This window comes from Acidovorax sp. YS12 (assembly GCA_021496925.1).
GTDB lineage: Bacteria > Pseudomonadota > Gammaproteobacteria > Burkholderiales > Burkholderiaceae_C > Paenacidovorax.
Genome location: CP053915.1, coordinates 852556 through 865839 on the forward strand (window position 1 = coordinate 852556; position 13284 = coordinate 865839).

At 70.2% G+C, this 13284-nt stretch carries 16 protein-coding genes; 5 read left to right on the forward strand and 11 right to left on the reverse strand.

Annotated elements, in window-relative coordinates; all coding sequences use genetic code 11:
- The first annotated feature begins 21 nt into the window (after positions 1–21).
- Positions 22–837: a bacteriocin family protein gene (locus YS110_04035; GenBank protein ID UJB63997.1), complete on the forward strand. Its 816-nt coding sequence runs from the start codon at positions 22–24 to the stop codon at positions 835–837.
- Position 838: 1 nt separating this feature from the next.
- Here YS110_04035 and fghA read toward each other — a convergent pair whose 3' ends face one another.
- The 4 genes from fghA to YS110_04055 all read right to left on the reverse strand — a co-directional run bounded on the left by fghA (position 839) and on the right by YS110_04055 (position 3956).
- Positions 839–1672 (reverse strand): S-formylglutathione hydrolase, encoded by an 834-nt coding sequence (gene fghA, locus YS110_04040; protein UJB63998.1) that lies wholly within the window; start codon positions 1670–1672, stop codon positions 839–841.
- An 83-nt stretch (positions 1673–1755) separates the two neighbouring features.
- Positions 1756–2868: an S-(hydroxymethyl)glutathione dehydrogenase/class III alcohol dehydrogenase gene (locus tag YS110_04045; GenBank protein UJB63999.1), complete on the reverse strand. Its 1113-nt coding sequence runs from the start codon at positions 2866–2868 to the stop codon at positions 1756–1758.
- A gap of 21 nt (positions 2869–2889) precedes the next feature.
- Entirely contained in the window at positions 2890–3150 is a 261-nt protein-coding gene (locus YS110_04050; protein ID UJB64000.1) for a metal/formaldehyde-sensitive transcriptional repressor, read from the reverse strand.
- Positions 3151–3251: 101 nt separating this feature from the next.
- Complete coding sequence (locus YS110_04055; protein UJB64001.1) at positions 3252–3956, reverse strand: ABC transporter ATP-binding protein; 705 nt, start codon at positions 3954–3956, stop codon at positions 3252–3254.
- An 18-nt stretch (positions 3957–3974) separates the two neighbouring features.
- Between YS110_04055 and YS110_04060 the strand changes: the two genes are divergently transcribed.
- Positions 3975–4616 carry an arylesterase gene (locus YS110_04060; protein ID UJB67337.1) on the forward strand — a complete coding sequence of 214 codons (642 nt, stop codon included), beginning with the start codon at positions 3975–3977 and terminating at the stop codon, positions 4614–4616.
- On the opposite strand, the gene YS110_04065 is transcribed toward YS110_04060, so the two are convergent.
- The 5 genes from YS110_04065 to YS110_04085 all read right to left on the reverse strand — a co-directional run bounded on the left by YS110_04065 (position 4608) and on the right by YS110_04085 (position 8130).
- Positions 4608–5348: a DUF2189 domain-containing protein gene (locus YS110_04065; protein UJB67338.1), complete on the reverse strand. Its 741-nt coding sequence runs from the start codon at positions 5346–5348 to the stop codon at positions 4608–4610. The genes YS110_04060 and YS110_04065 overlap by 9 nt on opposite strands.
- 290 nt (positions 5349–5638) lie before the next feature.
- Positions 5639–5917: a helix-turn-helix domain-containing protein gene (locus YS110_04070; protein UJB67339.1), complete on the reverse strand. Its 279-nt coding sequence runs from the start codon at positions 5915–5917 to the stop codon at positions 5639–5641.
- On the reverse strand, positions 5907–6236 hold the full coding sequence (locus YS110_04075; protein ID UJB64002.1) for a transcriptional regulator: 330 nt from the start codon (positions 6234–6236) through the stop codon (positions 5907–5909). The genes YS110_04070 and YS110_04075 overlap by 11 nt, the downstream gene beginning before the upstream one ends.
- Before the next feature lie 84 nt (positions 6237–6320).
- Positions 6321–7544: a PLP-dependent transferase gene (locus YS110_04080; protein UJB64003.1), complete on the reverse strand. Its 1224-nt coding sequence runs from the start codon at positions 7542–7544 to the stop codon at positions 6321–6323.
- A 49-nt stretch (positions 7545–7593) separates the two neighbouring features.
- Positions 7594–8130 (reverse strand): BON domain-containing protein, encoded by a 537-nt coding sequence (locus YS110_04085; GenBank protein UJB64004.1) that lies wholly within the window; start codon positions 8128–8130, stop codon positions 7594–7596.
- Positions 8131–8288: 158 nt separating this feature from the next.
- On the opposite strand from YS110_04085, the gene YS110_04090 reads away from it, so the two are divergent.
- The 3 genes from YS110_04090 to YS110_04100 all read left to right on the forward strand — a co-directional run bounded on the left by YS110_04090 (position 8289) and on the right by YS110_04100 (position 11624).
- On the forward strand, positions 8289–9983 hold the full coding sequence (locus YS110_04090) for a SulP family inorganic anion transporter (protein UJB64005.1): 1695 nt from the start codon (positions 8289–8291) through the stop codon (positions 9981–9983).
- 118 nt (positions 9984–10101) lie between these two features.
- Positions 10102–10779 carry a GGDEF domain-containing protein gene (locus tag YS110_04095; protein ID UJB67340.1) on the forward strand — a complete coding sequence of 226 codons (678 nt, stop codon included), beginning with the start codon at positions 10102–10104 and terminating at the stop codon, positions 10777–10779.
- An 11-nt stretch (positions 10780–10790) separates the two neighbouring features.
- Positions 10791–11624, forward strand: coding sequence for a MinD/ParA family protein (locus YS110_04100; GenBank protein ID UJB64006.1), 834 nt, complete (start codon positions 10791–10793; stop codon positions 11622–11624).
- Positions 11625–11707: 83 nt separating this feature from the next.
- On the opposite strand, the gene YS110_04105 is transcribed toward YS110_04100, so the two are convergent.
- Together YS110_04105 and YS110_04110 are read right to left on the reverse strand one after the other, a co-directional pair.
- On the reverse strand, positions 11708–12604 hold the full coding sequence (locus YS110_04105; protein ID UJB64007.1) for a pirin family protein: 897 nt from the start codon (positions 12602–12604) through the stop codon (positions 11708–11710).
- Complete coding sequence (locus tag YS110_04110) at positions 12601–13008, reverse strand: OsmC family protein (protein UJB64008.1); 408 nt, start codon at positions 13006–13008, stop codon at positions 12601–12603. Before YS110_04110 ends, YS110_04105 begins: the two co-directional genes overlap by 4 nt.
- Between the last annotated feature and the right edge of the window lie 276 nt (positions 13009–13284).

Consider the following 13284-nt stretch of genomic DNA (forward strand, 5'->3'; position numbering starts at 1 on the left):
TTTTTTCTACGGAGTCCCGCCATGAACAACCTGCACCGTGCCCTCGCCCCCATTTCCGACGCCGCCTGGGCGCAGATCGAGGAAGAAGTCGCGCGCACCTTCCGCCGCAACCTTGCCGGCCGCCGCGCCGTGGACGTGGCGCTGGCCGAGGCCGGCGCCAAGTGCTCCGCCATCGGCACCGGGCACCTGGCCACGCTCGCGCCGCCGCAGCCCGGCGTGACGGCGCGCCAGCGCATCGTCAAGCCGCTGGTGGAGCTGCGCGTGCCGTTCGAGCTGTCGCGCGAGGCCATCGACGACGTGGAGCGCGGCGCCCAGGATTCGGACTGGCAGCCCGCCAAGGACGCGGCCGAGCAACTGGCCTACGCCGAGGACCGGGCCATCTTCCTGGGCTACGCGGCAGCGGGCATCGAGGGCATCCGCGAAGGCACGTCCAACCCCGTGCTGCCGCTGCCCACCGCCGCCACCGAGTACCCCGACGCCATCGCCGCCGCGCTCAAGCAGCTCAAGCTGGCGGGCGTGGACGGCCCCTACGCCGCCGTGCTCGGCGCCGACGTGTACACCGCGCTGCAGGAGGCCAACGACAGGGGCTACCCGGTCATCAACCACATCCAGCGCCTGATCGGCAGCGAGAACATCCTCTGGGCCCCGGCCATCGAAGGCGCCTACGTGCTCTCCACGCGCGGCGGCGACTTCGAGCTGCACCTGGGCAGCGACCTCGCCATCGGCTACCTGAGCCACAGCGAGACGCACGTGAAGCTGTACCTGGAGGAGACGCTCACCTTCCGCCTGCTGACGGCCGAGGCGGCGGTGGCGATCCTGCCGGCGGCGCAAGCCTGATTTAAGCGCCGCGCAGCGCCCGCGCGTGGTGCGCCACGTGCTCGCCGATGAAGCTGGCGATGAAATAGTAGCTGTGGTCGTAGCCCGGCCACAGGCGCAGCGTAAGCGGGTGGCCGGCCTGGCTGCAGGCGGCGCGCAGCAGCTCGGGCTGCAGCTGGGGCAGGAATTCGTCGTCCTCGCCCTGGTCCACGAGCAGCGGCAGGCGCTCCCGGGCCGTGGCGACCAGCGCCACCGCGTCGTGCGCGGCCCAGGCGGTGCGATCGTCGCCCAGGTAGGCAGCGAACACCTTCTGCCCCCACGGCACCTGCGAGGGCGCCACGATGGGCGCGAAGGCCGACACGCTGGCGTAGCGCCCCGGGTGGCGCAGCGCCAGCGTCAGCGCGCCGTGCCCGCCCATGCTGTGGCCGAAGAGCGCTCTTTTCTCCGTGGCGGGAAAGTGCTGCTCCACCAGCGCGGGCAGCTCGTGCACCACGTAGTCCTCCATGCGGAAGTGCGGCGCCCAGGGGGCCTGCGTGGCGTCGAGGTAGAAGCCCGCGCCCTGCCCCAGGTCGTAGCCCGGGTCGTCGGCCACATCCGCGCCGCGTGGGCTGGTGTCCGGCGCCACCAGGATCAGCCCGTGCTGCGCCGCGTGCTGCTGCGCGCCGGCCTTGGTGATGAAGTTCTGCTCCGTGCAGGTCAGGCCCGAGAGCCAGTACAGCACCGGGCAGCGCTCGCCCGCCAGGGCTGCGGGCGGCAGGTACACGCCCAGCCGCATTTCACAGCCCAGCGCGCGGCTGGCGTGCTTCCACACTTCCTGGCGGCCGCCAAAGCTGGCATGGTGTTCGATGCGTTCCATCGCTGATTTGCTCCTGATTGAATAGCTGCCAGCGCCTTCTAGATAAGCGCTGGAGCCGTTTTTGCTTGAAATCCAGGCGGCGATCAGGCGTAGTGCACCACGCTGCGGATCGACTTGCCCTCGTGCATCAGGTCGAAGGCTTCGTTGATGCCGGTCAGCGGCATGGTGTGCGTGACGAAGGGTTCGAGCTGGATCTTGCCCGCCATGGCGTCCTCCACCATGCCCGGCAATTGCGAGCGGCCCTTGACGCCGCCGAAGGCCGTGCCCAGCCACTTGCGGCCCGTCACCAACTGGAACGGGCGCGTGGAGATCTCCTGCCCCGCGCCCGCCACGCCGATGATGACGCTCTGGCCCCAGCCGCGGTGCGCGCACTCCAGCGCTGCGCGCATCACGTTGACATTGCCGATGCACTCGAACGAATGGTCCACGCCCCAGCCCGTCATCTCGACGATCACCTGCTGGATCGGCTTGTCGAAGTCCTTGGGGTTCACGCAGTCGGTGGCGCCGAAGGTGCGCGCCAGGTCGAACTTGCCCGGATTGGTGTCCACGGCGATGATGCGCCCGGCCTTGGCCAGCTTGGCGCCCTGGATCACCGCGAGGCCGATGCCGCCCAGGCCGAACACGGCCACCGTGTCGCCCTCCTGCACCTTGGCGGTGTTCTTCACCGCGCCCAGGCCCGTGGTCACGCCGCAGCCCAGCAGGCACACCTGCTCGGGGTTGGCATCGGGATGCACCTTGGCCAGCGACACCTCGGCCACCACCGTGTATTCGCTGAAGGTGGAGCAGCCCATGTAGTGGTAGACCGGCTGGCCGTTGTACGAGAAGCGCGTGGTGCCGTCGGGCATCACGCCCTTGCCCTGGGTGGCGCGCACGGCCACGCACAGGTTGGTCTTGCCGCTTTGGCAGAACAGGCACTCGCCGCACTCGGCGGTGTAGAGCGGGATCACATGGTCGCCGGGCTTGACGCTGGTCACGCCCTCGCCCACCTCGACGACGATGCCCGCGCCCTCGTGGCCCAGCACGGCGGGGAAGAGGCCCTCCGGGTCGTCGCCGCTCAGGGTGAAGGCATCGGTATGGCACACGCCGGTGTGGGTGATGCGCACCAGCACCTCGCCCTTTTGCGGCGGCGCCACGTCGATCTCGACGATTTGCAGCGGCTCTCCAGCCTTGAAGGCAACGGCGGCACGGGATTTCATGGACGGATCTCCTGGAAAAAGTTACTTGAGGAAGGAACGCGCCAGGCGCGAGAGGCGGTCGAGTTCGTCCGGCGCCCCGGCATGGCCGAAGGTCTCGCGCAGGTGGCTGTCGAACACCTCGGCCATCAGGCTGGTGGCGGCGCCACGCAGCGCGGCGAGTTGCTGCAGCAGCGCGCCGCACTCGGTGCCGGCCTGCACCGCGCGCTCCAGCGCGGCGGCCTGCCCCTGGATGCGGCGCAGGCGCGCGACGACGCGCTTCTTTTCTTCGGCGGAATGGGGCATGGCAGGCGCTCCGGCATCCACTGCACGGGATACATGGGGGGAGTATAGGGCTTATAGCGCTTTTTCATCAAGCGCAAGAAAGATAGTACTCAGGGGGAGTATCAGGCCACAGGCGCTGCTTCGTCGCTCGCCACGCGCCCGGCCTCGATGGTGATGCAGCGTTCGCACTGCGCGGCAATGCCTCGGTCGTGCGTCACCAGCACCAGGGTCGTGCCGCGTTCGCGGTTGAGGTCGAACATCAGGCGCATCACGCTCTCGCCGGTGGCGAAGTCCAGGCTGCCCGTGGGCTCGTCGGCCAGCAGCAACGCGGGCTGCACGACGAAGGCGCGCGCCAGCGCCACGCGCTGCTGTTCGCCGCCCGAGAGCACCTTGGGGTAGTGCCCCAGGCGCTGGCCCAGGCCCACGCGGCCCAGCATCTCGGTGGCCTGCCGGCGCGCGTCGCGCTGCCCGGCGAGTTCCAGCGGCAGCATCACGTTCTCCAGCGCCGTGAGGTTGCCCATGAGCTGGAAGCTCTGGAACACGAAGCCCACCTGGCGCGCGCGCAGCGCGGCGCGCGCGTCTTCATCCAGCGCGAACAGGTCCTGTCCATTCAGCCGCACGGTGCCGCGCGTGGGCGTATCCAGCCCGGCGATGATGGACAGCAGCGTGCTCTTGCCCGAGCCCGAGGCGCCGACGATGGCGGCGGTTTCCCGCGCCGCCAGCCGGAAATCGATATCCCGCAGAATGTCGAGCGTGCCGGTGGAATCCGACACCGACTTGAAGACATGCTCGACCGCGACCAGCGGCGGGGAAGTGGAATCAGACATGAAAGGCCTAGCGTGGTGATGGGAACGGTGGATCGGCGTGACTTTATCCTGAGCCTGGCAGCCGCCGCCGCGGGGGGGCATGCCGCCGCCGCCCAGGGCGCGCGCGGCGCCACCATCCTGGTGCTGGGCGACTCCATGAGCGCCGAGTACGGGCTGGCGCGCGGCACGGGCTGGGTCGCCCTGCTGGCGCAGCGGCTGGCGCAGCAGAAGATCGCCGCCGAGGTGGTCAACGCCAGCATCAGCGGCGACACCACCGCTGGCGGCCGCGCGCGCCTGCCCGCGCTGCTGGCCCAGCACCGCCCTGGCATCGTGGTGATCGAACTCGGCGGCAACGACGCGCTGCGCGGCCTGCCGCTGCAATCCACCGAGGACAACCTGACCGCCATGGCGCAGGCGGCCCGCCAGGCCGGCGCGCGCGTGCTGCTGGTGGGCATGCAGGTGCCGCCGAACTACGGCGGCGACTACACGCGCCGCTTCGCCACGCTGTTCCAGACCGTGGCCCAGGCGCAGAAGGCGGCGCTGGTGCCCTTCCTGCTGCAGGGCGTGGCCGACGGGCCGGAGCCGGCCAGGCTGTTCCAAGCCGACCGCATCCACCCCACGGCGCAGGCGCAGCCGACGATGCTGGACAACGTCTGGCCCGCCTTGAAGAAGCTACTCTGACGACACGGGCTCCATAGGCGCCATGGGCTCCAGGGCCGCGCGGTAGGCGTGCCAGCTCGCGTGGCCCAGCAGCGGCCCGGTCACCAGCAGGCCCGCGCCCCAGGGCCACAGCGACAGCCCCACCAGCAGCGTGATGAGCGCGCCCCACCAGAGCATGACGCCGGGGTTCTCCAGCACCACGCGCATGCTGGTGATGGCGGCGGTCATGGCGTCGGTGTCGCGGTCCAGGATCATGGGAATGGATACCACCGTGCTGGAAAACACCAGCGCCGCGAACACGCCGCCCACCACCGTGTAGACCGCCACGAACTCCCAGTTCTCGGGATTGAACACGGCCTGCGCCACGCCCGTGGTGGACGGCATGCCGGTGTTGAAGAACACCGCGAACACCACCAGCGAGGCGCGCCCCCACAGCAGCTCCAGCACAATCAACACCAGCACCAGCATGCCCATGCTGCCCATATGGCTGCGCCAGCACACCAGCGACTGGCCCAGGTGCGCCGCCTGGCCCGCCTCGTGGCGCCGGCTGGCGTCGTACAGCCCCATGGCCAGGAAAGGCCCCAGCAGCAGGCAGCCGCTGGCCATCGACATGGTGTATTCAGGCTGCGTGCGGAACACCCAGCCCAGCACGGCGGCCATGAGCCAGAAGCACGCGCCGTAGAACAGCCCCACGGCGGGCGCACGCGCCATATCGCGCAGGCCCAGGGCGAGCCAGCGCAGCGGCGCCCCCATGCCGAGGGGACGCAGCACCACGTGCGAACTCCGTGGTGCGGGAGGTTGTGCAGCAGGGGCGGTCATGGCGGAAACCGGCGGCGCGGCGGCAGTGGCGGTGTGCCCACCTTAGCCGCGTTGCGTATTGACGGCCATCAAGGAAACTACCGAGCTGGCACCTGATGGGCCAGCCTGCCCGCATCGCTGCCAAACAGTGGTGAAACAGGCCCTGGCGCTTATCTGGAAAGCGCTGGCAGCTATCGAAACAGGAGTCCGCACCTGGTTCGTTGGCGCGCGTTCTTGTGCGCGGATCACACCACCGCGCGCAGCACCTGCGGCGCGGCCATGGCGACCCGAATCAGGGTCTGCGCCGCCCCGGAAGGCTGGGATCGGCCTTGCTCCCAGTTCTGCAGCGTGCGCACCGACACACCCAGCAGCGCGGCGAATTGCGATTGCGACAGCCCCACCCGTGCGCGCGCATCGGCGGCATCCGGCAGCTTGACCTGCGTGGCACATGCCGCACGGCCAGCCTTCATGTCGCGCACCGCTTCCAGCAGGTCGGCCTGGAAGGCTTGCATTTCAGGGTCGATCTTCTTGGGCATCGTCTATCTCCTCGGGCAAAGCCACCAGGAATTCCGTGGGCAGGTTGTCGAATTTGGCCTTGGTGTATCCGATCAGCAGCCATACCTGCCCATCTTCGGCGAGCACGTAGGTGATGATCCGCACACCGCCACGCTTGCCCTGCCCCGGATGTGACCAGCGCACCTTGCGCAGGCCGCCGGAGCCAACGATCACATCACCGGCCTGGGGATTGGCTGCAATCCAGTTGATGAACTCCGAGCGTTCACCATCGCCCCAAATGCCCTCCATCGTGCGAATGAATGCGCGGGTTTCGCTGACGGTGAGCATGGCCGGATCATACGCTAAAAGCGTATAGCCCCCCCCCCGCGCCTGGTCAAAGCGCGCCATCCCAGGCGAGCGCACCCCGGCGGGTCATGCCGATTCGTTGCCAAACGCCTGAGCCAGCGCCTGCGCGAGGTCGCGGCGCAGGTCCTCCTGCGCCTCCAGGCCGATGGAAAAGCGCACCACCGTGCCCGCGCACAGGTGCGGCGTGGGCCGCTGGCGCATGCTGGCCAGGTCGTAGGGCATGACCAGGCTCATGGGCCCGCCCCAGCTGTAGCCGATCTTGAACAACTGCAGGCTGTCGCAGAAGCGGTCCACCTGCGCCTGCGAATGGCGGGCGTCGATGACCACGCTGAACAGCCCTGCCGCCGCGTCCGCCGGGCCGCACAGCGCCTGCCAGTGCACATGCCCGGGCGCACCGGGCAGCGCGGGATGGAGCACCTGCGCCACGGCGGCCTGCGTGCCCAGCCAGCGCGCCAGTTCGCGCGCGGCCTGGTCGTGCGCGCGGTAGCGCAGCGCCATGCTGGGCAGCGCGCGCAGCACGGCCTCCGCGTCGTTGGCGCCCACGCCCAGGCCCAGGCGCATGTGGGCGAGCTTGATCTTCAGGTGCAGCGCCTCATCGCGCGTGACGATGCTGCCCATGAGCACGTCGCCGCCGCCGCTGGGGTACTTGGTGAGCGCGTGCGCCGACACGTCCACACCCAGGCTGCCGTCGCCGCACAGGTCGAACGGCGCGAAGGCCAGGCCCGCGCCCCAGGTGTTGTCCAGCGCCGTGCACACGCCGCGCGTGCGGCAGACGCGCACCAGCTCGGGCAGGTCGGGGAATTCGAGCGTGACCGAGCCCGGCGCCTCCAGCCACACCAGGCGCGTGGCGGGAGTGATCCTGGCGGCCAGATCCTGCGGGTCCATGGCGTCGTACAGCACGTGGCGGATGCCGTAGTGCGCCAGCTCCACCTCGGCCAGCGCCTTGTTCGGGCCGTAGGCGTTGTCGGGGATCAGCACCTCGTCGCCCGTGCGCAGCAGCGCCAGCGCCACGGTGGCCAGCGCGGCCAGCCCGCTGGGCACCAGCAGGCACTGCCGCCCGCCCTCCAGGGTGGCCAGGCGCTCTTCCAGCTGGTAGGTGGTGGGGGTGCCGTGCAGGCCGTAGGTGTAGCCTGTCTTGTCCTTCCACTCGCGCTCGCGCATGGCGGCGACGTTGGGAAAAATGACCGTGGAAGCCTTGAAAACCCCGGGCTGGGGTGCCACGAAACCTTCGGGCGGCTGGTAGGGGTGGTGGACGATGCGGGTGCGAATGTCGGGCGTGGAATCGTTCATGCCCGCATCGTAGCGCGCGGCCCGCCAGGGCGCGCGCGCCGGTGCGGCATCAGCCCGCCTGCACGGTGAGCTGGTTGTTCACACCGCCCACGCCCTTCACGCCCTTGGCGATGCCGGTGGCGCGCTCCTTGGCCTGGGCCGTGGGCGCCGGGCCGCTGAGGGTGACCACGCCGCCCTTGGTATCCACGTTGATCTTCAGGGCACTCAGTTCGGGGTCCTTGGCCAAGCCGGCGGCCACCTGGGCGGTGATCGCGGCGTCGTCCGCCACACCCAGCGCCTTGCCGGCCGCATCCTTGGCGGCATCGCCAGCGTCCTTCAGGGCGGTCTCGGCCTTGGCGGCGCCGTCTTCCACCTTGGCGGTGGTGGTCTCCATGGCCTGTTCGGTCTTGCGCTGTGCGTCCGCAGCCACCTGCTCCGCCTTGTGCTGGGCATCGGCGGCGGCCTGCTCGGTCTTGGCAACGGCGGCATCGAGCTTCTGGCCTACAGTCTGCTCCTCGTTGTTCTTGCCGCAGGCGGCCAAGCCCAGGGCCAGGGCACTGACGGCCAGGAGGCTCACCATGCGTTGGGTCGGTTGGCGGTAGTTCATGTGCATTACTCCTTGGTGCTCGTTGAAATGAAAATCCATGGCCGCACTGTACGGCCCCACGCGGCCGCAGGCGGTCGGACGCCGCCGAATCGGCTGTAGGACGGGGCCGCATCCCCCCGCGCAGGCGCTCGCGGCAAAGAGGCCCCGACAATCACGGCATGGCGCATGCATCCCTGACCCGCTGGTTTCCCTTCCTGGCCTGGCCCCGGCCCAGCCGCACCCTGCTGCGGGGCGAATTCTGGGCCGGCATCACCGTGGGGCTAATGCTGGTGCCGCAGGGCGTGGCCTACGCGCAGCTCGCGGGCATGCCGCTGGTGACCGGCATCTACGCCTCGCTCGTGCCCGCGCTGGTGGCCGTGCTGTGGAGCTCCTCCACGCGCCTGGGCGTCGGGCCCACGGCGCTGAGCAGCCTGCTCATCGGCACCTCGCTCACCGGGCTGGCCGAGCCCGGCAGCGCACACTGGGTGGCGCTGGCGGTGTGGATCGCGCTGCTGTCGGGCCTGCTGCAGCTGGTGCTGGGCGCGGTGCGCTTCGGCTGGCTGCTGAACCTGGTGACTTCGCCGGTGCTCACCGGCTTCACGCAGGCGGCAGCGCTGCTCATCCTGGCCTCGCAACTGCCCGCGCTGCTCGGGCTGCGCACCACCTGGCATGCGCTGGCCGCGAGCCCGTCGCTGCACCATTTCGACCCGCTGGCAGCCAGCCTCGGCCTGGGCAGCCTGGCGCTGCTGCTGGGCGCGCGGCGCCTGCGCCCAGGCTTTCCCAGCGCGCTCGTGGTACTGGCGCTGGCGGGCGTGCTGGCATGGGCCACGGGCTTCGCCGACCGCGGCGGCGCCGTGGTGGGCACGCTGCCCGAAGGGCTGCCCGCGCTCTACTGGCCCGGCTGGCCCAGCTGGGACGAACTCGGCAGCCTGCTCATGCCCGTGCTCATCATCACGCTGGTGAGCTTTCTGGAGACCGCCTCCAGCGCCAAGGTGGACCACCAGCGCAGCGGCACGCGCTGGAACGAGAACCAGGACCTGATCGCCCACGGCTTGGCCAAGATGAGTTCGGGCCTGTGCGGCAGTTTCGCCACCAGCGCCTCGTTCTCGCGCTCGGCCATCAACCTCTACGCGGGCGCGCAAAGCGGCTGGGCCACGCTGTTTGCCTGCGCGCTGGTGCTGGTCACGCTGCTGTGGCTCACGCCGCTGCTGTACCACGTGCCGCAGTCGGCGCTGGCGGCCCTGGTGGTGGTGGCCGTGGCCGGGCTGGTCCAGCCCGGCGCGCTGCTGCGGCTGTGGCGCGTCTCGCGCGTGGATGCCGTCATCGGCGGCGTGACCTTTGCCCTCACGCTGGCCACGGCGCCGCGCCTGTACTGGGGCGTGCTGGCCGGGCTGGTGATGAACCTGAGCCATTTCCTGTACCAGCGCCTGCACCCGCGCATCATCGAGGTCGGACTGCACCCCGACGGCAGCCTGCGCGACCGCCACCTGTGGCAACTGCCGCCGCTGGCGCCGCGCCTGCTGGCGCTGCGCATGGACGCGGCGCTGGACTTCGCCTCGGCCAGCAGCCTGGAGCGCCACGTGGCCGAACACCTGGCCGCACACCCCGAAGTGCGCCACCTGTGCCTCTTCGCCCAGCCCATCAACCGCATCGACGTGACGGGCGTGGAGGTGTTCGCGCGCCTGCGCGGCCTGCTGCGCACGCGCGCGGGCACGCTGCACGTCAGCGGCCTGAAGCTGCCCGTGCAGCAGACGCTGGAGCGCGCCGGCGCGCTCGCCCCGGGCCCGGACCTGGCGCTGTACCGGGCCGACGCCCAGGCCCTCGCCGCGCTGCGGGCGGGTGCCGAGCCCGGGACCCCGGCACAAGGCTGCTAAACTCAAGTTTCGTACTTTGTTGCACTTTGTGACCCAACCCGCAGTCCGCCCCCACGTGTTCTTGCACGACCTGCACCTTGCCACGGCGCATGCCCTGGTAGCGCAGGTCGGCGGCGACATGCCCGCGCTGCCCAGCGAGCCCCCGGCGCAGTACCTGCAGGCCCTGATCGACGGGCTGTGCGAGCTGTCGCTCAAGGACCCGCTGACCGGGCTGGCCAACCGCCGCTACCTCTACGCCACGCTCGACCGCGAGATCGACCGCGTGACCCGCGCGGGCGACTCGGCCCTGCTGCTGATGCTGGACATCGACCACTTCAAGCAGATCAACGACGCCCACGGCCACCTGGCGGGCGACCTGGTGCTGCAGTCGGTGGCGCGCACGCTCAACGCCTGCGTGCGGCCCATGGACACCATCGCGCGCTATGGCGGCGAGGAATTCGCCATCGTGCTGCCTTCGTGCCAGGCCAATTTCGCCCGCGTGGTGGGCGAGCGCGTGCGCCGCGCCATCGAATCGACGCCTATCCGCATCTCCCCCGTCGAGCAGGTGCACATCACCGTGAGCATCGGCGGCGCCTTCGCGCTGCAATGGATCCGCAGCACCAAGCAGCTGTGGGTGGAGCGCGCGGACCAGCAGCTGTACGTAGCCAAGCAGGCCGGGCGCAACCGCCTGAGCATCGCGGACCAACCCGACAGCACCGTGAGCGCCGAAGAGAAGAATATGCTGTTCGCCCCCGTCTTCACCCCTTCAGGCTGGGGCGAACTGCCCCCGCTTGACCCCCCAGGTAGCGTCAGATGAAAGCGACCGAGATGAGCGACGCACCATCCACCCCCTCCACCAACTCCGCGCAGGAGCCCCTGGCCCTGGGCACGGCGGCTGGCGCGCATGTCATTGCCGTCACCAGCGGCAAAGGCGGCGTCGGCAAAACCTTCATTTCCGCCAACCTGGCGGCGGCGTTGACGCGCCATGGCCTCAAGGTGCTGGTGCTCGACGCCGACCTGGGCCTAGCCAACCTCGACGTGGTGCTCAACCTGCACCCCAAGATCACGCTGCACGACGTGTTCACGGGCCGCGCCTCGCTGGAGGAAGCGGTGATCGAGGCGCCCGGCGGCTTCTCCGTGCTGCTGGCCGGCTCGGGCATGGTCGAGTACTCGCGCCTCACGCCCGAGGTGCGCAACCAGTTCATCAACGTGCTGCAGACGCTCACGCCGCGCTTCGACGTGGTGCTGCTCGATACCGGCGCGGGCATTTCCGACGTGGTGCTGTTCTCCGTGTCGCTGGCCGCCGAGGTGCTGATCGTGGCCACGCCCGAGCCCACCTCGCTGACCGACGCCTACGCCGCCATCAAGGTGCTGGCCACGCAGCAAAAGCGCCAGCACCTGCGCCTGGTGGTCAACCAGGCAGCGCGCGCGGGCGACGGCCGCGCCATCACCAGCCAGCTGCAGCAGGTGCTCAACCGCTTCGTCACCACCGACTCGGGCCGCCCGGTACGGCTGCTGCACCTGGGCGACATTCCCGCCGACAACGCCGTGCGCGAGGCCGTGATGCGCCGCCAGTTGCTGCTGCAGGGCGCCCCGGGCAGCCCGGCTTCGCTGGCCGTGGCGCAGCTGGCCAACAAGATCCAGGCCACGCTGCTGAGCTGACGAGCGCTCTCAAAAAAATAGCTGCCAGCGCTTTATTAACAAGGGCTGGCAGCTTTTTTATGCCAAATCTCAGGACTTGAAACTCAGGGCTTGAAGCGCCGTGGCGGCAAGGCAATCCACTCCGTCTCGCCCGGCACCTGGCCCATGGCCTGCGCCTCCCAGTCCTGCGCCGCCTGCACGATGCGCTCCTTGCGGCTGGAGACGAAGTTCCACCAGATGTGGCGCGGCCCGTCCAGCGGCGCGCCGCCGATCACCACCCAGCGCGCGGGCGCGGGCGCCCGCACCTGTGCGCCCTGCCCCGCGGGCAGCAGGCCCATGGTGCGCGCGGGCAAGGTCTGCGGCGCGCCATCCTCCAGCTGCAGTTCCAGATCGGCATCGACGCAGTACAGCGCCATCTCCGGTGCCAGCGCGGGCAGCGCCAGCGCCTCCCCAGCGGGCATGCGCACGTCGAGGTAGAGCGTCGGGCCCAGCGTCCGCACGGGCGAGGTCTGGCCCCAGGCCGTGCCCACCAGCACGCGCACCTGCGCCGCACCCTGGCACAGTTCGGGAATGGCCTCGGCAGGCGTATGCACGAACGCGGGCGCCGCTTCCTCGTGCGCGCGCGGCAGCGCCACCCACAGCTGCAGGCCATGGTTGACGTAGCTGCGCTGCGCCAGCGCGGGCGGACGGCGCTCGGAATGCACGATGCCGCGCCCGGCCGTCATCCAGTTGACCGCCCCGGGCGCGATCTCCTGCAGCGAGCCCAGGCTGTCGCGGTGCAGGATCGCGCCCTCGAACAGGTACGTCACCGTGGCCAGGCCGATGTGCGGGTGCGGGCGCACGTCGTGCTGGTCCTGCGGCTGCACCGTGACCGGACCGAAATGGTCGAAGAACACGAACGGCCCCACCGACTGGCGCTGCAGGGACGGCAGCAGGCGGCGCACGGTGAAGCCGCCGCCCAGGTCCTTGGCATGGCCGCCGAGCTGCAGCACGGCGCTCATGGCTGGCGCAGCACCGTGGTGCTGATCTCGGTCGTCACCTGGGTCATGAGCTTGTGCACCGGGCACTTCTGCGCCACCGCCTCCAGTTCGGCCAGTTGCGCGTCGCTCAGATCGCCGCTGACCTCCAGGCGCGTGGCCAGGCGGTAGGTGCCGCTGCGCTCGGCCGAGGCATCGCGCTCCACCACGGTGTGCACATCCTCCACCGGCAGGCCCTTGCGGCGCGCGTACCACAGCAGCGTCAGCGCCTTGCAGGCGCCCAGGGCTGCGTCGTACAGGTCATGCGGGTTGGGGCCGCTGTCGTCGCCGCCCTCGGCGGCGGTGCCGTCCACGCGCAAGGCATGGCCGCGGATGGTCAGCGTCTGCGCCATGGGGGTGGCGCCGATGCGGTGCAATTCGATGGTCATGGGGTTTCCTCCTGCAAAAACGGCGGCGCCCGGCAGCCGCCTGCGCACACTGTAGCCGCAGCCTTCGAGCGGCGGGCGGCAAGGGCCATGCCCCGGGCCCGCGCATCCACACCATGATGCAACTGCGGCCCGGCCTGCCTTGGCGCGTGTAGAGTGGCAGGCTGCAACGCATCCCTTCATGCGCCCGACGAAAGGCCCCGGAATGACCACACCCGCTTCCCACACCCCCACCCCGCCGCGCCCGCCGCGCCCGCCGGCGCGCCGCTTCGCCGTCAT